Here is a 20,463-nt window from a genome sequence, read left to right on the forward strand (position 1 = left end):
ATGAGGCGCGCCGAGATGCTGTTGCTGAAGAGCCTGGCGGAAACACTGATGGCCGACCGGGACAACCGCCACGACGACTTGCAGGCGACCATGCGGCTGGCGCACCTGAGTTCGCCGGAGATGATCCTGTACATGGTCAACCGGGTGCTCGAGCTCGAAGAGAGCATCGAGCGGATCGCCGCGGTTCTCCAGAAACTCTCTGCGGACGAGCCGATGCCCCTAGAGGAAACGCCGCCCGAACCAGCCTTCGAACCGGCCCTGCAGTCCCGCGCCACCGAGACCGCGGAAACCTAGCGGCGGGCAGGCCGCTACACCAGCACCTGGCGAGTGCTGGCGATCAGCGCATGCACCTGTCGCTCCACCTGCTCCGCCACCGGCACTTCGGGCCCCTGCCCCTCCGGGCAGGGCAGGTTCGGCGTGGTGCCGAACAGCCGGCAGATCAGCGGACGTTCCTCATAGGCCTCGCAGCCGTTCGGTCCGAGATGGACGCAGTTCCACTCGGCCAGGGCGGCGTCGTGTTCGGCCTCGCTCTTCAGCGGCAGGCGGGCCATCTCTTCCGACGAGGCGGTAACCGGCCCGCAGCAATCGTGGCAGCCGGGTTTGCAGGCGAAGCCCGGTATCTGCAGGCGTAATTGGTCTATCTGGCGACCGATGCAACTCATGGGAAATCTCCTCGGCGGGGGAAGGATTGTACAGCGCGGACCGGAGCATTCCGAAAGTACCGGTAAGGATGCTCTCCAGCGAGCCGAATCGACCTGTTCAACCTGCGCTCTCTCCGTTCCCGGCCAGGGAAACAGCCCGGCTCCCTGTCCGCCCGCCCGTCCACGGCTATCTGCCGTCACGCCGCTCCCGAGCGCGGTAGCCCCGAGACCGCACAGGGGCGGAACGACGTGGCATAATCCGGCGATCACCTTTCGGCGACCTATCGGCAGGGCCCGGGAAGACCCGGGCCTCGGGAGAAGCAATGACCTACGTTCTCTACGGCATCAAAGCCTGCGACACCATGAAGAAGGCTCGGACCTGGCTCGACGAGCACAAGGTCGCCTACGACTTCCACGACTACAAGGCCGTCGGCATCGACCGCGAACACCTGCGGCGCTGGTGCGCGGAGCACGGCTGGCAGACCGTCCTCAACCGCGCCGGCACTACCTTCCGCAAGCTCGACGAAGCGCAGAAGGCCGATCTCGACGAAGCCAAGGCGATCGAGCTGATGCTGGCCCAGCCGTCGATGATCAAGCGCCCGGTGCTGGAACTGGGCAGCAGGACGCTGGTCGGCTTCAAGCCCGACGCCTACGCCGCCGCGCTGGCCTGAACGGGAGGCCGCATGAGCATCGCCTGGGCCCTGTTCGTACCCGCCTGCTTCGCCCTCAACCTGGCGCCGGGGCCGAACAACCTGCTGTCGCTGAACAACGCCGCGCGGCACGGTTTCGCCACCGCCTCGCTGGCCGGCGGCGGGCGCCTGCTGGCATTCGCCGGCATGCTCGCCCTGGTCGCCTCCGGGCTGGCGCTGGTGCTGCACACCTCGGCCTGGCTGTTCCTGGCGATCAAGCTGCTCGGCGCTGCCTACCTGTTGTGGCTTGCGCTGCAATTGTGGCGGGCCGATGCGCAGCCACTGGCGAACGAAGCCAGCCCGGTGCGTCCCAGCCTCTGGCGCCTGGGGCGCCAGGAGTTCCTGGTGGCGGCGGGCAACCCGAAAGCGATCCTGATCTTCACCGCCTTCCTGCCGCAGTTCGTCGATCCCGGCCAACCGCTGGGCGCCCAGTTCGCCCAGCTCGGCGCGGCATTCCTGCTGCTCGAATGGCTGGCCATCGCTCTTTATTCCTATGCCGGGCTCCACCTCGGCCGGCTGCTCGCCGGCCAGCGGGCCCGGCGTCTGTTCAACCGCGGTTGCGCCGCGCTGCTCGGCAGCGCGGGACTGGGCCTGCTGCTCAGCCGCCGTCCGGCCTGACCGTTCCACTCCGTTTCGAGGAAACCCACATGTCGCAATCCCTGTTCAGCCTGGCCTTCGGCGTCGGCACCCAGAACCGCCAGGAAGCCTGGCTGGAAGTGTTCTACGCGCTGCCGCTGCTCAAGCCTTCGAGCGAAATCGTCGCTGCCGTCGCACCGATCCTTGGCTACGCAGCCGGCAACCAGGCGCTGACCTTCACTTCGCAGCAGGCCTACCAGCTGGCCGACGCCCTGAAGGGTATCGACGCCGCTCAGTCGGCCCTGCTCTCGCGCCTGGCAGAAAGCCAGAAGCCGCTGGTCGCCACCCTGTTGGCGGAAGACGCCGCGCCGTCCTCCACCCCGGAGGCCTACCTCAAGCTGCACCTGCTCTCCCACCGCCTGGTCAAACCGCACGCTGTGAACCTGAGCGGCATCTTCCCGCTCCTGCCGAACGTGGCCTGGACCAACATCGGCGCGGTGGACCTGGCCGAACTGGCCGAACTGCAACTGGAAGCGCGACTGAAGGGCAAGCTGCTGGAAGTCTTCTCCGTCGACAAGTTTCCGAAGATGACCGACTACGTGGTCCCGGCCGGCGTACGCATCGCCGACACCGCCCGCGTGCGCCTGGGCGCCTACATCGGTGAAGGCACCACGGTGATGCACGAAGGTTTCGTCAACTTCAACGCCGGCACCGAAGGCCCGGGCATGATCGAAGGCCGCGTATCCGCCGGCGTGTTCGTCGGCAAGGGGTCGGACCTGGGCGGCGGCTGCTCGACCATGGGCACCCTTTCCGGTGGCGGCAACATCGTCATCAGCGTCGGCGAAGGCTGCCTGATCGGCGCCAACGCCGGCATCGGCATCCCGCTGGGCGATCGCAACATCGTCGAGGCCGGCCTGTACATCACCGCCGGCACCAAGGTCGCCCTGCTCGACGAGCAGAACGCTCTGGTGAAAGTGGTCAAGGCCCGCGACCTGGCCGGTCAGCCCGACCTGCTGTTCCGCCGCAACTCGCAGAACGGTGCGGTGGAGTGCAAGACCAACAAGACCGCCATCGAGCTGAACGAAGCGCTGCACGCGCACAACTGAGCCCAGCTCGCCTCCCCGCTCGCCCGACGGCGCTCGCCAGCGCCGCCGGGTGCGCTACCCTTTCCCCTGTAACCGTCCTCGCACAGTGTCCGCCATGTCCCTGCCGTCTCCCTGGCGCGCCGACTTTCCGGCCTTTTCCGCCTTCGCCGCGGAAGGCCTGACCTACCTCGACAGCGCCGCCACCACCCAGAAGCCACAGGCCGTACTCGACGCCCTGAACGGCTACTACCTTGGCGGCGCCGCCAACGTCCACCGCGCCCAACATGTCCCCGGCGAGCGCGCCACCCGGGCCTTCGAGGCCGCGCGCAGCCGCGTCGCCCACTGGCTGCACGCCGTCAACCCGGCCGAGGTGCTGTTCACCCGCGGCACCACAGAGGCGATCAACCTGGTGGGCTATGGGCTGGAGCGGCATTTCCGTCCTGGCGACGAACTGCTGGTCAGTGCCCTGGAACACCATGCCAACCTGCTTCCCTGGCAGCAGTTGGCCCTGCGCCGCGGCCTGGTCCTGCGCGTGTTGCCGCTGGACGAGCGCGGGGTGATCGACCTGGAGCAGGCTCGCCATATCATCGGCGAGCGTACCCGCCTGCTGGCGATCAGCCAGTTGTCCAACGTTCTCGGCACCTGGCAACCGGTGGTGGAGTTGATCCAGCTGGCCCGCGAGCGCGGTGCCTGGACCCTGGTGGACGGCGCCCAGGGCAGCGTCCACGGACGCCACGACCTGCCGGGCCTGGGCTGCGACTTCTACGCATTCTCCGGCCACAAGCTCTACGGCCCCGACGGCATCGGCGTGCTCTGGGGTCGCCCACAGGCCCTGGAGCAACTGGCGCACTGGCAGTTCGGCGGCGAGATGGTACGCCACACCGGCTTCCACGAAGCCAGCTTCCATGCCGCTCCGCTCGGCTTCGAGGCGGGCACCCCGGCGGTTTCCGCGGCGATCGGCCTGGGCGCGACCATCGACTGGCTGGCCACCCTGGACGAAGCCGAAGTCGCCGCCCACGAAGGCGCCCTCCACGCCCGCCTGCTCGCCGGCCTGCTGGCGCGCGACGGCGTCAGCCTGCTCGGCGAACCGCAGGCGGCGCTGGCCAGCTTCTGCGTCGACGGCGTGCACGTCGCCGATCTCGCCCACCTGCTCGGCGAACAGGGCATCGCGGTGCGCGCCGGCCACCATTGCGCGATGCCGCTGCTGCAACGCCTCGAGGTACCCGGCGCCCTGCGTGTCTCGCTGGGCTTGTACAACGATGCCGACGACCTGGAGCGCTTCTTCCTGGCCCTCGACCGCTCACTGGAGTTGCTGCGATGAACCCGGTTCTCCCCGAACAGGCCCAGGAGGCACTGGACGCCTTCGGTCACACCGCCAGTTGGGAACAGCGTGCGCGTCTGCTGCTGCAATGGGGCGAGCGCCTGGCGCCGCTCGCGGAACACGAACGCCAGGAAGAGCATCGCGTGCACGGTTGCGAAAGCCTGGTCTGGCTGCTCGGCGAGCAGCGCGACGGCCACTGGCGCTTCCGTGCCGACAGCGACGCGCGCCTGATCCGCGGCCTGCTGGCGGTGCTGCTGGCACGGGTCGACGGCATCGAGACTCGCGAACTGGCGCGCCTGGACCTCAACGACTGGTTCACCTGCCTGGGTCTTTCCCGCCAACTGTCGCCCTCGCGCAGCAACGGCCTGAACGCCGTGCTGCAACGCATGCGCGAACTGGCCGGCCAGACCGCCGGCTGAGCCCGCTCAGCGCGCCAGCAGTTCCGGCAGGTGCCGGGCCAGGGCGCGGTAGCGATCCTCTTCGATCCGATAGGCCCAGTCAAGATGGGCGGCGACCTCGCCCTCGGCGAAGCCCTCGACGCTCTTCGGCAACAACCAGTATTGCTCGCCCTGGCGCCGAATCTCGCCATCCAGGCGCGCGCCGGAAAACGTCCGCAGGCTGAACGCCAGGAGCAATGGCGCCTGTCTGAATCCCACCTGCGCCAGCGGCGCTACATCGGCGAAACGCAGGTCGGCGAACAGCGTCGCCGCGCCGTTGGCCGCTGCCTCATAGGCCAGCTTGCGCCCTGTGGGCAATTGCCGAACCTGCAGGTTCGGCTGCCCGGCGTCGTCGCGATAGAGATCCAGGCGTTCGCCCTTCGGATAGCGCAGTTGCAGTTCGCGCACCCGGGCGAAGGGCAGCGTGACGATCCGCCGGTCGAGCCACTCCAGCTCGTTGTTCGGCAACGGCAGGCGCTTGTCGATCAGCCAGGCCTGCGGGTCGCCCAATCGTCGTACGAAGCTACCGCCATGCTGCGCATCCTTGCCCACCAGCAGCACCAGAGGCTCGCCGGACTGCCAATGCAGGCTCAGGCGTAGCGCCTGCCCCTCGCCACGCTCCGCCAGGCCAAGCAGCGCGTGGTTCTTCGGGTTGGCGCTCTTCGCCTCGACCTTGCACGCCTCTGCCAGTGCCTCGAGCAGCGCCGACAAGCGTAGCCGATCGGCCGGATAGCCGGCCTTGGCCGGCAGGACCCACGCGCCCGCACGCCGCTCGACCCGGATATCCGGCGAACCGTCGGCAAACTGCACGTGCAGGCCACTCAGCGTCGCGCTGTCCAGTTCCGGCAGCCAGCGCTCTGCCGCCGGCAAGGCAGGTACCTCGGCTGCGCGCTCGCGCTGCAGCCAGGCGAAGGTTCCGGCCAGCGCCGCCACCAGCGCCAGCAGGACGATCAGCGTATTGCGCCGCATGCGTCAATGCCCTCCCCGGGCCATGCGCCGGCGCCGCCAGAGCCAGCCGAGCAGCACGCCGACCGTGAGCAACGAGGGAACCAGGGCGATATTGACCAGCTTCAGGGTGCGGCCCAGTGCGTCGATATCGGCGTTCAACTGGTACTGCACCTCGCGCAGCTCCTTGCGGATGCGCAGCTTCTCCTGCATGTACTGGCGCACCGTGGCCTGCTGTTCGGGCGTCAGTTCGACGGCCTTCTCCGGGTCGGCACCCTGCTGTAGGGCGGCGAGTTGCTGCTCGGTATCGGCGAGGCGCTGCTTGAGCTGCTCCTCCTTCTGCCGGAAGCTCGTCTCGGCCTCGCGCTGCAGGCGCTCGACCACCACGAACGGCCGGCTGAACCGGCCGCGGGAGCGCACGCTGATCAGCGCGTCGGTGCCCGACAGGTTGTCCAGCGCGTTGACCACCAGCGCGCCGTTGTCGGCCCAGGGCTGCGGCACGCGCTGGCCGAAGAAGTCCTGCACCTGGACCCACATGCGATCGCTGAGCAGGTCGGTATCGGCCACGACGATGACATTGATGTTGCGCGCCTCCTTCAGGCCTTCGCGATGCCCCTCGATGCCCTCCGCGAAGGCACTCTTCGCCGGCCCCTGGATACGGGCGGCGAGAGTATGCCGCCGGCCGCTCGGGCGCAGCTCGCGCATCAGATCGCCGGGGTCACGCAGCAGGCCGAAGCGCGAGGCATCGAACGGCATCGCCTGGGCCGAGCTTTGCAGCAAAGGCGTGAAGCTGGTGCTCGCTCCGGGGAGCCTTTCGAGGATGCCGGGCGTCGCCAGGGTCAGGCTTTCCAGGCCGGCAGTGGCGATGTCGTCCTGGTCCAGCGCCTCGCGCGGCAAGCTGAGCCAGGCCGGATGCCGGGTCGGACGCTGGTCCCGGCCAAGACTGATGGACATCGCATAGGCGCCATCGCCGAGCACCTTGCCCGGCAGCAGCCGCAGCCCCCAGGCCTCGAACAGCGGCGCGAGGTCGGACGACTTGTCGCCATCCAGCGTAGCGGCGAAATCGCTGCCGCTGTCGGCCTCGCTGAAGGGGTCGACGAACGCCAGCAGCTTGCCTCCGCGCAGGACGAACTGGTCGATGGCGTATAGCGTCTGCTCGGGTAACTGCTTGGGATGCACCAGCAGCAGCACCGAGACCTCCGGCGGGATTTCCGTGGCATCGCTCTTGAGGCTGCGCAGGTCGAATTGCTGGCGGATTTCCTCCATGACCATCCACGGCGAGGTCGGCTGCCGGCTGGCCATGTCGAAGCCGCCATTGAGCGGCAGCGACGACATCAGGCCGACCACCGGCCGCTGCGGCTGGGCCAGGGTCTGCACCAGGCGGCTGATGTCGTATTCGAGGAACTCCTCCTGATCGAGCGGGAAGAAGGGTATGACCTGGACTCCGTCCAGGGCGTTGCTGCCGGCCAGGCCGAAGTACAGGTTGTCGCCGCCCTGCTGCAGGGGAATTCCTTGCAGGCCGAACTCGGTGGCCTTGTCCTCGTTCTCGGAGAACGGCTCGGGATCGATCACCTGCAGGCGAATCCTGCCGTTCGCCTCGCGCTCGTAGGCGCGCAGCAGTTCCTCGACGCGCCTGGCGTAGTTGCGCAGCGGCACCAGTTCCCGGGCACCGCTATCCGAATAGAAGAAGTACAGGTTGATCGGCTCGTCGAGGCCGGCCAGGATCCGCTTGGTGCCGGGGCTGATGGTGTAGAGCTTCTGCTCGGTCAGGTCGAGCCGCGCGCCGCTGAACAGCAGGCCGGAGACCATGTTGAAGGCCAGGAACGCCAGCGCGATCAGCAACAGCCCGGCGCCAGAGGACAACACGCGTTTCATCGACTCCCCCTCATTCGGCTTTCTTCAGGTCGACCGCCACCGCCGTGGCGGCCAGCCAGGCGACGATCAGGCTGACGAAATACAGCAGGTCGCGCAGGTCGATGACGCCCTCGCTGACGGCATCGAAGCGGGTCAGCAGGCTCAGCGAGGCCACCGCATCGAGCAACCACTGCGGCGCCCACTGGCTGAACGCATCGAGCACCAGCGGAAAGCCGCTGAGCATGAACAGGAAGCAGGCGGCCACGGCGAGGATGAAAGCGATCACCTGGTTCTTCGCCAGGGCCGACATGCACGAACCGATGGCCAGGTAGCCGCCGGCCAGCAGCCAACTGCCCAGATAGCCGGCGAGAATCGCACCGTTGTCCGGCTCGCCCAGGTAGTTCACCGTGAGCACCATGGGGAAGGTCAGCAGCAGCGCGATTCCGGCGAACGCCCAGGCGGCCAGGAACTTGCCGGCCACGGCTTCGAAGCGGGTCAGCGGCAGGGTCATCAGCAGCTCGATCGAGCCGGACTTGCGCTCCTCCGCCCACAGGCGCATGGCCAGCGCGGGAACCAGGAACAGGTAGAGCCAGGGATGGAAGGCGAAGAAGGAGGCCAGGTCGGCCTGGTTGCGTTCGTAGAAGTTGCCCAGGTAGAAGGTGAACACGCCCGCCAGGACCAGGAAGATCACGATGAACACATAGGCCAGCGGCGTGGCGAAATAACTCGCCAGCTCGCGCTTGAAGATCACCGGCAGTTGCTTCATGCCTCCGTCCCCCGGGTCAGGTTGCGGAATACCTCGTCGAGCCGGCCGCGCTCCACGTCCAGTTCGCGGATCCGCCAGCCGCGTTCGGCGACCAGCCCGCTGACCTGGGGAAAGATCACCGCGCCCGGCTGCGCCAGGACGGTCAGGCTGCCTTCGGCGGGGTTCTCCTCGATGCCCGCCACGCCCGGCAGCACCGCCAGCGCCACGGTATCCAGGGGGTCGTCGCTGTAGAGCGTCACCGCCTGGTGGTAGCGCGAGCGGCTGGCCAGTTCCAGCGGCGTGCTGTCCGCCAGCAGCCGCCCGCCGCCGATCACCAGGGCGCGGCTGCACAGCGCCGAGACTTCCTCGAGGATATGGGTGGAGATGATCACGATGCGCTCCTGCGCGAGGCCGCGGATCAGTTCGCGGACCTGGTGCTTCTGGTTCGGATCGAGCCCGTCGGTGGGCTCGTCGAGCACCAGCGCCCGCGGTTCGTGGAGGATCGCCTGGGCCAGGCCGACACGCCGGCGGAAGCCCTTGGAGAGGGTTTCGATGGTCTGCCGGCGCACCTCGTCCAGTTCCAGCAGCCCCAGTGTCCGGGCGACCCGCTCGCGCTTGCCGGCGCCACGGTAGCCACGGATCTCGGCGATGAAATCGAGGAAGCCCTGCACGGTCATTTCCGCGTAGCAGGGCGAACCTTCCGGGAGGTAGCCGATCAGCCGCTGCGCCTGCAGCGTGCGGCTGCGGATGTCGAAGCCGAAGATGCTCGCGGTGCCGGCGCTGGGCGCCAGGAAGCCGGTGAGCATCTTCATGGTGGTGGACTTGCCGGCGCCGTTCGGACCGAGGAAGCCCAGTACCTCCCCCGTCGCCACCTGGAAGGACAGGTCGTCCACCGCCACCCGCGAGCCGAAGCGTTTGCCGAGGTTTCTTGTTTCGATCATGGTCCCCTACCTGTTCCGGCGGCCGCCGCCATGTCCGGCCAGGGCCGCGAAAAACGCGCAGGGACTATAGCCGAAGCGCCCCGCCGCCTGGCAATACGGGGCATCGGGAGAACCTTGGCAAAACGTGACAGAACCCGAACGCCTGCCGAAGGTTCTACATTCGCAACCTGTTCGCCGCCGTTCGCCGTAGGACGCGTTGCGTTCTTTTGCGGCCCTCCGGGGATTGCGGCAAACTAGCCGCGCCCGTCACGCCGGGTCCCGATCAACTGCCAGTAGACACCGTATGCCCCGCTACCCTTTCCGCCGCTTTGGTTTTGGCGCCCTGCGCCGCCTGCTGTACCTCTGGGTACGCTCGGAAACCATCAACCAATCGGCCTTCACCCTGAAGATCGACCGCAGCAAGCCGGTGCTCTACGTGCTGCAACAGCCTTCGGTCAGCGATCTCGCGGTGGTGGATACCGAATGCCGCAAGGCCGGGCTGCCGCGTCCGGTGATGCCGGTAGCGGTAGGCGACGCCATCGAGCCGGCGGCGTTCTTCTACCTGACGCCCGAACCCGACTGGCTGGGCCGCCAGGACAAGCGCGGCGCCTCGCCGACCCTGGTGCGCATGCTCGCCGCGGTCGGCCAGAACGGTCTCGACGACGCGCAGATCATTCCGGTCAGCGTGTTCTGGGGACAATCGCCGGACAGCGAATCGAGCCCCTGGAAGCTGCTGTTCGCCGACAACTGGGCGGTCACCGGGCGCCTGCGCAAGCTGGCGCGCATCCTGATTCTCGGACGCAAGACCCGCGTGCAGTTCTCCGCGCCGATCCACCTGCGCGAGCTGGTGGAACAGGGCAAGGGCCACGAACGCACGCTGCGCATGGTCAACCGTATCCTCCGGGTGCACTTCCGCAACCTGAAGACCGCGGTAATCGGTCCCGACCTGTCGCACCGCCGCAACCTGGTCAAGGGCCTGCTGCGCGCGCCGCTGGTACGCCAGGCGATCAGCGAGGAATGCGAGAGCGAACGGATATCCCAGGAAAAGGCCGAAGGCATCGCGCTGCGCTACGCCAATGAAATCGCCTCGGACTTCTCCTATCCGGTGATCCGCTTCCTCGAAGTCATCCTCAGCTGGTTCTGGAACAAGCTGTACGAAGGGGTCAAGGTCAACCACATCGAGCGGGTGCAGGACGTGGCCCAGGGCAACGAGATCGTCTACGTGCCCTGCCACCGCAGCCACATCGACTACCTGCTGCTCTCCTACCTGCTGTTCCGCAACGGCCTGACCCCGCCGCACATCGCCGCCGGGATCAACCTGAACATGCCGGTGATCGGCTCGATCCTGCGCCGCGGCGGAGCCTTCTTCATGCGCCGCAGCTTCAAGGGCAACCAGCTCTACACCGCGGTGTTCAACGAGTACCTGCACACCCTGTTCTCCCGCGGCTTCTCCACCGAGTACTTCGTCGAGGGTGGCCGTTCGCGCACCGGGCGCATGCTCCACCCACGCACCGGCATGCTCGCCATCACCCTGCGCAGCTTCCTCCGTGACTCGCGCCGGCCGATCGTCTTCGTGCCGGTCTACATCGGCTACGAGCGCGTGCTGGAAGGCCGCACCTACCTCGGCGAACTGCGCGGCGCGACCAAGAAGAAGGAGTCGATCTTCGACCTGTTCAAGGTGGTCGGCGCCCTGAAGCAGCGTTTTGGCCAGGTCTGGGTGAACTTCGGTGAGCCGATCCATCTCGACCAATTCCTCGACCGCCACCAGCCCGACTGGCAGGACCAGGACCTCGGCCCGGAATACCGCCCCGACTGGCTGCCGCAGACCACCAACCTGCTGGCCAAGGACGTCGCCCGCCACCTCAACGACGCGGCGGCGATCAACCCGGTCAACCTGGTCGCCCTGGCGCTGCTCTCCACCAGCCGCCAGGCCCTCGACGAAAGCGCCCTGGCGCGAATCCTCGACCTCTACCTGGCGTTGCTGCGCAAGGTGCCCTACTCGCCCAGCGCGACCCTGCCGGACGGCGACGGCCAGGCCCTGATCGAATACGTGAAGAGCATGAACCTGCTGGCCGAGCAGAAGGACGCGCTGGGCCGCATCCTCTATCTCGACGAACAGAACGCGGTGCTGGCGACCTACTACCGCAACAACGTCCTCCACGTCTTCGCCCTGCCGGCGCTGATCGCCAGCTTCTTCCAGAACAACTCGCGGATCAGCCGCGAACAGTTGCTGCGCTTCGCCCGCGCGCTCTATCCCTACCTGCAGGCGGAACTGTTCATCCGCTGGAGCCTGGACGAACTCGACGCGGTGATCGACCAGTGGCTGGCGGCCCTGGTGGAACAGGACCTGCTGCGCCAGGAGAACGACACCTTCATCCGCCCGGCGCCAAGCTCGCGGCAATACGTGCTGCTGATCCTCCTCGCTCGTTCGGTGACCCAGACCCTGCAGCGCTTCTACATGGCCATCGCCCTGCTGCTCAACGCCGGGCAGAACGCCCTGACCGCCGAGGAACTGGAGAACCTCTGCACCGTGATGGCCCAGCGCCTGTCGATCCTGCATGGCCTGAACGCCCCGGAGTTCTTCGACAAGAGCCTGTTCCGCCACTTCATCCAGACCCTTCTCGACCTGCGTGTGCTGCGCAAGGACGAGGCCGGCAAACTGAGCTACCACGAACTGCTCGGCGAACTGGCCGAAGGCGCCGCCAAGCGCGTGCTGCCGGCGGAGATCCGCCTGTCGATCCGCCAGGTGGCGCTGGAGCGTCCCGCCGAGGAAGCCGCCGCCGAAAGCAACGACGCAGCCGCCACCTGAGACCCGGCGCCCGCCCTGCGAGGGACGGGCGCCGCTCCGCTGAAATATCCTGCGACCTTTCCCTGTTCCGGCCCGGCAACCTATGCTGGTTTCCCGGGTCAGAGGCCCGCTCGTTTTTTGTTCCGTCTGAAAGGAGGCTCCCATGAAAAAACTGCCATTGCTGCTCGCCGCCAGCATCCTCGCCGGCTGCGGTACCCAGCAATCGACTTCGAACGCCAGCTTCGATGGTGAGGTCTTCTACCGCGAGCGTATCGCCCTGCCGCCCTCGGCGCGCCTGAGCGTGAGCCTGGAAGACGTGTCCCTGGCCGACGCCCCTTCGGTGCAGTTGGCCAGCCAGACCCGCGAGATCACCAGCCAGGTGCCGCTGGCGTTCCACCTGGAGTACGACCCGAAGCAGGTCAAGCCGGGCCACAGCTACGCGGTGAGCGCGCGCATCGAGCTGAACGGCCGCTTGCTGTTCATCAACACCACCCGCCACTCGGTGAAACTCGACGGCAGCGACCCGCAGCCCTATCGCGTGCAGGTCGAATCGGCGCGCTGAAGCACACCGCGGCATGCCGCCGGTGCGAACCGGCGGTTCCCTCCAGTACACTCCACCTCCTATTCGCTACCGGTTGCCGATCCACCTCACGACGAGCGGCCGGATACCCCGTACGTTCCACATCAAGGACGCTGTCATGTTCCGACTCACTGCCCTCTGCGCCGGCCTGCTACTCTCGGCCAACGCCCTCGCCCTGTCCCTCGCCGACCTGTCGCAGAACGACGCCTCCAGCGGCCTGAAGGACGCCCTGACCCAGGGCGCGCAGATCGCCGTCCGCCAGCTTGGCCAGCCGGGCGGCTTCAACAACAACCCGGACGTGCGCATCGAACTGCCCGGCAAGCTGGGCAAGGCGGCGAAGCTGATGAAGCAGTTCGGCATGGGCGCCCAGGTCGACCAGCTCGAGGCGAGCATGAACCGCGCCGCCGAGGCTGCCGTGCCGCAGGCCCAGGGCCTGCTGGTGGAGGCGGTGAAGAAGATGACCGTGGCCGACGCCAAGGGCATCCTCAAGGGCGGTGACGACGCCGCCACCGAATACCTGGACAAGTCCAGCCGCGAACAGCTGCGCGCGAAGTTCCTGCCGATCGTCAAGCAGGCCACCGACGAGGTCGGCCTGGTCAAGCAGTACAACGCCTTCGCCAGCCAGGCGGCGACCCTTGGAGTGGTCGATGCGAAGAGCGCCAACGTCGAGGGCTATGTCACCGAACAGGCCCTCGACGGGCTCTTCGAGATGATCGCCAAGCAGGAGAAGAGCATCCGCCAGAACCCGGCGGCGGCCGCCACCAGCCTGGCCAAGAAGGTCTTCGGCGCGGCCAGGTGAGTCGACGGACGGGGCGCGATCGCCCCGTCCCCTTCTCCCGTCAGGCCCGCGCCTCGTCCTTCTTCACACGGAACCAGGCGGCATAGAGCGCCGGCAGGAACAGCAGGGTGAGCACGGTGGCGACGATCAGCCCGCCCATGATCGCCACCGCCATCGGCCCGAAGAACACGCTGCGCGACAGCGGGATCATCGCCAGCACCGCCGCCAGCGCGGTCAGCACGATGGGCCGGAAACGCCGCACGGTAGCCTCGATGATGGCGTGCCAGCGATCCAGTCCATGGCTGATGTCCTGTTCGATCTGGTCCACCAGGATCACCGAGTTGCGCATGATCATGCCGGCCAGGGCGATGGTCCCGAGCATCGCCACGAAGCCGAACGGCTGGCGGAACAGCAGCAGGAACAGGGTCACGCCGATCAGGCCCAGCGGTGCGGTGAGGAATACCATCGCCATCCGCGAGAAGCTGCGCAACTGCACCATCAGCAGGCTCAACACCACCACGATGAACAGCGGCACGCCGGCGTTCACCGAACTCTGGCCCTTCGCCGCGTCCTCCACCGTTCCGCCCACCTCCAGCAGGTAGCCGTCCGGCAGCTCGGCGCGGATCGGTTCCAGGGTCGGGGCGATCTGCGCGACCAGGGTCGCCGGCAGCGAATCGTCGTAGATATCGGCGCGCACGGTGACCGTCGGCAGGCGGTTGCGGTGCCAGATGATGCCCTCTTCGAAACCGTATTCGAGCGTGGCGATCTGCGACAGCGCCACGCTCCGGCCATTCTCGGTCGGCACCGCCAGGCTCGGCAGCAACGACAGGTCGCGACGCTCCTGCTCGGTGCCGCGCAGGAGGATCTCGATCAGCTCGTTGTCTTCGCGGAAGAAGCTCACATGCGAACCGGTCAGCGCGCTCTGCAGGAACTGCGACAAGCTGGCGGTGCTCACCCCCAGGGCACGGGCGCGCTCCTGGTCGATGCTCAGGTACACCACCTTGCTCGGCTCTTCCCAATCCAGGTGCACATTCACCACGTGCGGGTTCTCGCGCATCCTGTCGGCGACCTTGCGCGCCAGTTCGCGAACCTGCGGGATGTCCTCGCCGGAAACCCGGAACTGCACCGGATAGCCCACCGGCGGCCCGTTCTCCAGGCGACTGATGCGGCTGCGCAGGTGCGGGAAGTCCTCGTTCATCCGCTCGATCAGCCACTTGCGCAGCGCCTCGCGGCTCTCCAGGTCCTTGGCCAGCACCACCACCTGGGCGAAGCTGGCCGCCGGCAACTGCTGGTCCAGCGGCAGGTAGAAGCGGGGCGAGCCGGTGCCGACGTAGGCCACGTAATTGTCGATGCCGTCATGGCCCTGCAGCATTTTTTCCAGGCGCTGGACTTCCTCGCCGGTCGAGCGCAGCGAGGCGCCCTCGGCCAGCTTGATGTCCAGCAGCAGCTCCAGGCGCGCCGAGGGCGGGAAGAACTGCTGCGGCACCAGGCGGAACAGCAGCAGCGCGCCGACGAAGGCGGCGAGGGTCAGGACGATCACCGTCTTGCGGTAGCGCACGCACCACTCCACCAGGCGCCGGAAACGCTGGTAGAAGGCCGTTGCATAGGGATCGTAGCCGTCGGCGCTGCCGCCGTGCTTCTGCGCGTGCAGCCTGGCCAGGTCCGGCAGCAGCTTGGCCCCCAGGTAGGGAACGAAGACCACCGCGGCGAACCAGGAGACCACCAGGGCGATGGTCACCACCTGGAACAGCGAGCGGGTGTATTCGCCGGTGCCGGACTGCGCGGTGGCGATCGGCAGGAAGCCGGCGGCGGTGATCAGGGTGCCGGTGAGCATCGGGAAGGCGGTGCTGGTCCAGGCGAAGCTGGCCGCCTTGAGGCGGTCGTAGCCCTGCTCCATCTTCACCGCCATCATCTCCACCGCGATGATCGCGTCGTCCACCAGCAATCCCAGCGCCAGCACCAGGGCGCCGAGGGAAATCTTGTGCAGGCCGATGCCGAAGTAATGCATGGCGGCGAAGGTCATCGCCAGCACCAGCGGGATCGACAGCGCCACCACCAGGCCGGTGCGCAGGCCGAGGGAGAAGAAGCTCACCAGCAGGACGATCACCAGCGCCTCGGCCAGCACCCGGATGAACTCGCCGACCCCGGTACGTACCGCCGCCGGCTGGTCGGACACCTTGCGCAGTTCCAGTCCGGCCGGCAGCGACTGCTGCAGGCGGGCGAACTCGGTTTCCAGGGCCTTGCCCAGCACCAGGATGTCGCCGCCCGGCTTCATCGCTACCGCCAGGCCGATGGCGTCCTCGCCCATGAAGCGCATGCGCGGCGCCGGCGGATCGTTGAAGCCGCGGCGAACCTCGGCCACGTCGCCGATGCGGAAGGTGCGGTCGCCGACGCGGATGGGGAAGTCGCGGATCTCCTCCACCGAATCGAAACGCCCGGAAACGCGCAACTGCACGCGGTCGCTGGCGGTCTCGAAGAACCCGGAGGAGGCCACCGCGTTCTGTTCCTCCAGCGCCTTCTGTACCGCCGCCAGGGGCAGGCCGAGGGTGGCCAGCTTGGTGTTGGACAGGTCGATCCAGATCTTCTCGTCCTGCAGGCCGATCAGCTCGACCTTGCCGACGTTCCTGATCCGCTGCAATTGCAGTTGCAGGCGGTCGGCATAGTCCTTCATCACCGCATAGTCGAAGCCCTTGCCGGTGAGCGCATAGATGTTGCCGTAGGTGGTGCCGAACTCGTCGTTGAAGAACGGGCCCTGGATGCTTTGCGGCAAGGTGGCGCGAATGTCGCTGATCTTCTTGCGGATCTGGTACCAGAGTTCGGGGATCTCGCTGGAATGGATGTCCTCGCGGGCCATGAAGGTCACCTGCGAGACGCCGGGGCGGGAGAAGGACACGATGCGATCGTAGTCGCCGGTTTCCATCAGCTTCTTCTCGATACGCTCGGTGACCTGCCGGGCCACCTCTTCGGCGCTGGCACCCGGCCAGTTGGTCTGCACCACCATGGCCTTGAAGGTGAACGGCGGGTCTTCGCTCTGCCCCAGCTTGCTGTAGGACAGCGCGCCAACCGCGCCAAGCAGGATCATCAGGTACAGGACGATCTGGCGATTCTGCAACGCCCAGGCGGAAAGGTTGAAGGACATGCGACTACTCCTTGGCCGCCAGTTTCACCGTGCGGTTGGCCCGGTCGATCGGACGCACCTGCTGCCCTTCGCGAAGCACCTGGACCCCGGTGGCCACCACCCAGTCGCCAGCCTTCAGGCCTTCGAGCACCGGCACACGGTCCTCGGCATAGGGACCGGTGCGCACCGGCTGCCGGCGCAGGGTCGAGCTGCCCGGTTCGACCACCCAGACGAACGCCTGGCCGGCCTCTGCGGTCAGCGCCGACAAGGGAACCGATAACGGCACCGCCTCGGCGGCGGCGACGTAGACCCGCGCGCTCTGGCCCAGTTCGGCCGGAGTCGCGCGGTCGTCGAAGGCCACCCGGGCGGCGAAGGTACGCGATTGCGGATCGGCCGCGGGCGAAAGCTCGCGGATATGCCCGGCAAAGCGTCTGTCGCGTTGCGACCAGAGTTCGACCGACACCGGCTGGCCGATGCGGAAACGTTCGAAGCTGTGTTCCGGCAGGCCGATCAGCACCTCGCGCTCGCCGTCGGCGGCCAGGCTGAAGACCGTCTGCCCGGCCGCCACCACCTGGCCCACCTCGACGCGCCGGCTGGCGATCACGCCATCCTGGGGCGAGCGCAGCACGGCGTAGCCGGCCTGGTTGTCGGCGACGTTGAATTCGGCGCGGATCTGCTTCAACCGCGCCTCGCCGGCGCGGTAGCTGTTCTGGATGTTCTCGAACTGGGAATGGCTGACCAGGTTGCGGTCGAGCAAGGTGCGGTAGCGCCGGTACTCGGCGCGCACGGTCTGCAAATTGGCCTCGGCGGCACTGACCTGGGCCCGCGCCGCCTCCAGTTGCAGGCGCACGTCCTGGGGATCGAGTTCGGCCAGGGGCTGGTCCTTCTTCACCCGCTCGCCGACTTCCACCAGCCGGCGGATGACCTTGCCGCCGATGCGGAAGGCCAGCTCCGGCTCGTGGCGGGCGCGGATCTCGCCGGGAAAGGCCTGGCTCACCTCCCCCGCCGGCTGGGGCTGGACGACGATCGCCGGACGCGCCGCGGCTGGCGGCGGCGTGCCGTTGCCGCAGGCGGCGAGGAACAGGGAGGAAAGCAGGGACAGGGCGACGAGCGGGATATGGCGGTACATGTGACACCTTCCGCAAACTGCGTTCGAGTTCTTATACTGGGCGGTATAGTAAAAATACAGAACCCATCAGTCCAGTATTTCAATTGTATAAGCGCATGTCAGAACCCACCTCCTCCGTCGGTCCCGGCCGGCCCAAGGACCCGGCCAAACGGGAAGCCATTCTCGAGGCGGCCAAGCGCCTGTTCCTCTGCAACGGCTACGACGGCAGCAGCATGGAAGCCATCGCCTCGGAAGCCGGCGTTTCCAAGCTCACCGTCTACAGCCACTTCACCGACAAGGAAACCCTGTTCAGCGAAGCGGTGAAGGCCAAGTGCGCCGAGCAGCTTCCCGCCCTGTACTTCCAGCTGGCCGAAGGCGCGCCGCTGGAAAAGGTCCTGCTGAATATCGCCCGCGGCTTCCACCGGCTGATCAACAGCCACGAGGCGATCGCCCTGACCCGCCTGATGGCCGCGCAGGCCGGGCAGAACCCCAAGCTTTCCGAGCTGTTCTTCGAGGCCGGGCCGAAGCAGGTGATCGACGAGATGGAACGCCTCCTCGAGCAGGCCCGCCGCAGCGGCAAGCTGGCGTTCCCGGACGCGCGCCACGCCGCCGAACACTTCTTCATGCTGGTCAAGGGCTGCGCCAATTACCGTCTGTTGATCGGCTGCGCCGAACCGCTGGACGAGGCCGAAGGCGAGCGGCACGTGGAAGAAGTGGTGGCGCTGTTCCTGCGCGCCTTCGCCGCGGGCGGCTGACGCGGCTCAGGCGCGACGGCGGAAACGCACCCGCGCTCGCTGCGGACGCAGGGAAAACCAGCCGCGCGGCGCCAGGTCGCCGTCGTGCATGATGTCCCAGTGCTCGACCCAGTAGGCCAGCGCCGCCGCCAGATCGATCATCGCCATCGCGGTGCCGGGGCAAGCGCGGTCGCCGAGGCCGAAGGGGAAGTAGGCGCCACGCGGCCAGCGCGCCGGTTCGAGGAAGCGCTCGGGACGGAACTCCAGCGGCGCCTCGAACCAACGGGGATCGCGCTGGGTGATCCAGCTCGAGACCATGGTCACGTCGCCGCGCTTCAGCCGCTGGCCGAACACCTCGATGTCCGCCGTCACCTGCCGCGGCGCCAGGCCGTAGGCCGGCGGGTACAGGCGCAGGCACTCCTGCAGGACCGCCCTGAGCAGCGCGCAATCGCGCAGGTCGGCGACCGAGCGGATCGCCGTCCAATTCACTCCCGCCAGCTCGGCGCGTAGCCGCGCGAGCAACTCGGGACGCTGGGCCAGCAGCAACAGGCTCCAGGTCAGGGTCACTCCAGTGGACTGGTGGGACGCCATGAGCAGGGTGCAGAGTTCATCGCGTAGGTCCGCCAGCGGCCGCGGCGAGCGCTCCGCCACCTCGCCCACCGCCTCGCGCAACTGGCCCAGCGCCCAGCGCTTGCGCGGACACAGTTTGCTCGGGAACCAGTGGCCCAGCGGCAGGCCGGTGCTCATTTCCAGCAATGCCACCCGCGACAGCAGGCGCACCGCCTTGGCGATCCGATAGGCCGACGGTTGCAGGTCGACGTCGAACAGCGCGTGACCGCTGAGGGTGACGCTGAACGCAGCCATTTCCAGGTCGAGGTCGTATTCGCGCCCCTCCTCCACCCGCTCGCTCCACTCCGCGGCCAGGCGGCGAACCTCGCTGGCCGGCGGCGGCGCCAGGTGCGGCCGTACCTCCTTGCGCCGGGCCTGGGCGGGGGCGCCCTCACGCATCATGAAGCTGCGCCCGTTCCACTGTTTCAGCATGCACAGCGCCGGCTGCCAGCGTTGCAGGTCATCGCGGCGATCGACCATCAATTCCTGCACCGCCTGCGGATGGAACAGGCACCAGAGGCGCTGCGGGCCCATGCGGGCGACCGCGAGGTCCGGCTGCGCGACGTGCATCTTCTGCAACCAGGCCAGCGGATCGCGCTGCATCTCCAGCCAGTGGCGGGCGCCGGCACGCCCGTCGTTGGCCCAGGGCAGGTGCGCCAGGCGCCGGCGAATCGGACAATCGATGGTCTGCTGCATGCTCGCCGCCTCCCTGCGGTGTCGACACTCAGCCCTTGCCCAGGGCCTTCTTCGGATAGATGTCGTAGCGGCTGGACTTGCCTTCCAGGCTATAGCCGGGCTTGGGCCCTTCGATGATCGGCGCCTTGCGCGGGCGCTTCACCACCACCCGGTGGCTGGCCAGGGCCAGGGCCGCCTGCAACAGCGCCGGAGCGTCGAGATCGTCGCCCACCAGCGGCCGGAACAGACGCATTTCCTTCTTCACCAATGCGCTCTTGTCGCGATGGGGAAACATCGGGTCGAGGTAGACCACCTGCGGCACCTCGCCGTCCCAGGCGCGCATCAGGTCCGCCGAGTTGCCGCCGAGCAGACGCATCCGCGCGGCGATCGGCGCCACGTCGGGATCGCGCCCGGCGCGCTCCAGGCCATCCTCGAGCAGGGCGGCGATCAGCGGCTGGCGCTCGACCAGGGTTACCTCGCAACCCAGGCTAGCGAGGACGAACCCATCCCGGCCCAGGCCGGCCGTGGCATCCAGGACGCGCGGGCGGATGCCTGGCTGGACGCCGACCGCCTTGGCGATCATCTGCCCGCTGCCGCCGCCGAACTTGCGCCGGTGGGCGCTGGCGCCTTCGACGAAATCGACCCGCACCGGACCGGGGGAGTCCGGCCCCAGTTGCAAGACCTGCAAGCCCTGCTCGCCGACCTGCACGGCGAACTCCGCCTCGTCGTCCGCCGCCAACGGCAGGCCGAGCCGCTCCGCCCAGCGCCGCGCAGCCTCGGCGCAATCGGCGGACAGGGCTTGGACATGCAGGCGAGGAGCGGTGGAATCGGTCATGGTCGGGCAATCGTCGTGGAAAGCG

General features: G+C 67.8%; 19 protein-coding genes. 10 read left to right on the top strand and 9 right to left on the bottom strand.

What is annotated here, in order from left to right; translation table 11 throughout:
- Complete coding sequence (locus FOC67_RS19440) at positions 1 to 294, top strand: hypothetical protein (protein WP_003098613.1); 294 nt, start codon at positions 1 to 3, stop codon at positions 292 to 294.
- 14 nt (positions 295 to 308) lie between these two features.
- On the opposite strand, the gene FOC67_RS19445 is transcribed toward FOC67_RS19440, so the two are convergent.
- Entirely contained in the window at positions 309 to 662 is a 354-nt protein-coding gene (locus tag FOC67_RS19445; protein ID WP_003129930.1) for a YkgJ family cysteine cluster protein, read from the bottom strand.
- 302 nt (positions 663 to 964) lie between these two features.
- Between FOC67_RS19445 and FOC67_RS19450 the strand changes: the two genes are divergently transcribed.
- The 5 genes from FOC67_RS19450 (at position 965) to FOC67_RS19470 (ending at position 4,731) form a co-directional block, all read left to right on the top strand.
- Positions 965 to 1,312 carry an ArsC family reductase gene (locus FOC67_RS19450; RefSeq protein ID WP_003109343.1) on the top strand — a complete coding sequence of 116 codons (348 nt, stop codon included), beginning with the start codon at positions 965 to 967 and terminating at the stop codon, positions 1,310 to 1,312.
- A 12-nt stretch (positions 1,313 to 1,324) separates the two neighbouring features.
- Positions 1,325 to 1,948, top strand: a complete 624-nt coding sequence (locus FOC67_RS19455; protein ID WP_009313528.1) for a LysE family translocator — start codon at positions 1,325 to 1,327, stop codon at positions 1,946 to 1,948.
- Positions 1,949 to 1,977: 29 nt separating this feature from the next.
- Complete coding sequence (gene dapD, locus FOC67_RS19460; protein WP_003092431.1) at positions 1,978 to 3,012, top strand: 2,3,4,5-tetrahydropyridine-2,6-dicarboxylate N-succinyltransferase; 1,035 nt, start codon at positions 1,978 to 1,980, stop codon at positions 3,010 to 3,012.
- Between the two features lie 94 nt (positions 3,013 to 3,106).
- Complete coding sequence (locus FOC67_RS19465) at positions 3,107 to 4,312, top strand: cysteine desulfurase (protein ID WP_023875012.1); 1,206 nt, start codon at positions 3,107 to 3,109, stop codon at positions 4,310 to 4,312.
- Complete coding sequence (locus tag FOC67_RS19470; RefSeq protein ID WP_003092439.1) at positions 4,309 to 4,731, top strand: SufE family protein; 423 nt, start codon at positions 4,309 to 4,311, stop codon at positions 4,729 to 4,731. The genes FOC67_RS19465 and FOC67_RS19470 overlap by 4 nt, the downstream gene beginning before the upstream one ends.
- A 6-nt stretch (positions 4,732 to 4,737) precedes the next feature.
- Here the strand turns inward: FOC67_RS19470 and FOC67_RS19475 are convergent, their stop codons facing one another.
- Genes FOC67_RS19475 through FOC67_RS19490 form a run of 4 tightly spaced genes read right to left on the bottom strand, consistent with a single transcriptional unit; the run spans position 4,738 to position 9,234 of the window.
- Positions 4,738 to 5,718: a DUF4340 domain-containing protein gene (locus tag FOC67_RS19475; protein ID WP_009313525.1), complete on the bottom strand. Its 981-nt coding sequence runs from the start codon at positions 5,716 to 5,718 to the stop codon at positions 4,738 to 4,740.
- A 3-nt stretch (positions 5,719 to 5,721) separates the two neighbouring features.
- On the bottom strand, positions 5,722 to 7,569 hold the full coding sequence (locus FOC67_RS19480; protein ID WP_009313524.1) for a GldG family protein: 1,848 nt from the start codon (positions 7,567 to 7,569) through the stop codon (positions 5,722 to 5,724).
- A gap of 10 nt (positions 7,570 to 7,579) precedes the next feature.
- On the bottom strand, positions 7,580 to 8,314 hold the full coding sequence (locus FOC67_RS19485; RefSeq protein ID WP_003109349.1) for an ABC transporter permease: 735 nt from the start codon (positions 8,312 to 8,314) through the stop codon (positions 7,580 to 7,582).
- On the bottom strand, positions 8,311 to 9,234 hold the full coding sequence (locus FOC67_RS19490) for an ABC transporter ATP-binding protein (protein WP_003109350.1): 924 nt from the start codon (positions 9,232 to 9,234) through the stop codon (positions 8,311 to 8,313). Before FOC67_RS19490 ends, FOC67_RS19485 begins: the two co-directional genes overlap by 4 nt.
- A gap of 283 nt (positions 9,235 to 9,517) precedes the next feature.
- Between FOC67_RS19490 and plsB the strand changes: the two genes are divergently transcribed.
- The 3 genes from plsB (at position 9,518) to FOC67_RS19505 (ending at position 13,380) form a co-directional block, all read left to right on the top strand.
- On the top strand, positions 9,518 to 12,022 hold the full coding sequence (gene plsB / locus FOC67_RS19495) for a glycerol-3-phosphate 1-O-acyltransferase PlsB (RefSeq protein ID WP_009313521.1): 2,505 nt from the start codon (positions 9,518 to 9,520) through the stop codon (positions 12,020 to 12,022).
- A gap of 142 nt (positions 12,023 to 12,164) precedes the next feature.
- Complete coding sequence (locus FOC67_RS19500; protein ID WP_003119337.1) at positions 12,165 to 12,563, top strand: YbaY family lipoprotein; 399 nt, start codon at positions 12,165 to 12,167, stop codon at positions 12,561 to 12,563.
- Between the two features lie 136 nt (positions 12,564 to 12,699).
- Entirely contained in the window at positions 12,700 to 13,380 is a 681-nt protein-coding gene (locus FOC67_RS19505) for a DUF4197 domain-containing protein (RefSeq protein ID WP_003111961.1), read from the top strand.
- 40 nt (positions 13,381 to 13,420) lie between these two features.
- On the opposite strand, the gene mexK is transcribed toward FOC67_RS19505, so the two are convergent.
- Both mexK and mexJ read right to left on the bottom strand, forming a co-directional pair.
- Positions 13,421 to 16,498: a multidrug efflux RND transporter permease subunit MexK gene (gene mexK, locus FOC67_RS19510; protein WP_003129911.1), complete on the bottom strand. Its 3,078-nt coding sequence runs from the start codon at positions 16,496 to 16,498 to the stop codon at positions 13,421 to 13,423.
- 4 nt (positions 16,499 to 16,502) lie between these two features.
- On the bottom strand, positions 16,503 to 17,606 hold the full coding sequence (gene mexJ, locus FOC67_RS19515; protein WP_003129909.1) for a multidrug efflux RND transporter periplasmic adaptor subunit MexJ: 1,104 nt from the start codon (positions 17,604 to 17,606) through the stop codon (positions 16,503 to 16,505).
- A gap of 95 nt (positions 17,607 to 17,701) precedes the next feature.
- On the opposite strand from mexJ, the gene mexL reads away from it, so the two are divergent.
- The gene (gene mexL, locus FOC67_RS19520; RefSeq protein WP_003098648.1) at positions 17,702 to 18,340 is read left to right on the top strand and encodes an efflux system transcriptional repressor MexL; all 639 of its coding nucleotides are present in this window, start codon (positions 17,702 to 17,704) and stop codon (positions 18,338 to 18,340) included.
- A 6-nt stretch (positions 18,341 to 18,346) separates the two neighbouring features.
- Here mexL and FOC67_RS19525 read toward each other — a convergent pair whose 3' ends face one another.
- Positions 18,347 to 19,624 (bottom strand): cytochrome P450, encoded by a 1,278-nt coding sequence (locus FOC67_RS19525; protein ID WP_003137978.1) that lies wholly within the window; start codon positions 19,622 to 19,624, stop codon positions 18,347 to 18,349.
- Between the two features lie 28 nt (positions 19,625 to 19,652).
- Positions 19,653 to 20,438 (bottom strand): class I SAM-dependent methyltransferase, encoded by a 786-nt coding sequence (locus FOC67_RS19530; RefSeq protein WP_009313520.1) that lies wholly within the window; start codon positions 20,436 to 20,438, stop codon positions 19,653 to 19,655.
- Positions 20,439 to 20,463: the final 25 nt, after the last annotated feature.

It is taken from the genome of Pseudomonas sp. FDAARGOS_761 (assembly GCF_013343155.1).
Classification (GTDB): Bacteria; Pseudomonadota; Gammaproteobacteria; order Pseudomonadales; family Pseudomonadaceae; genus Pseudomonas; species Pseudomonas aeruginosa.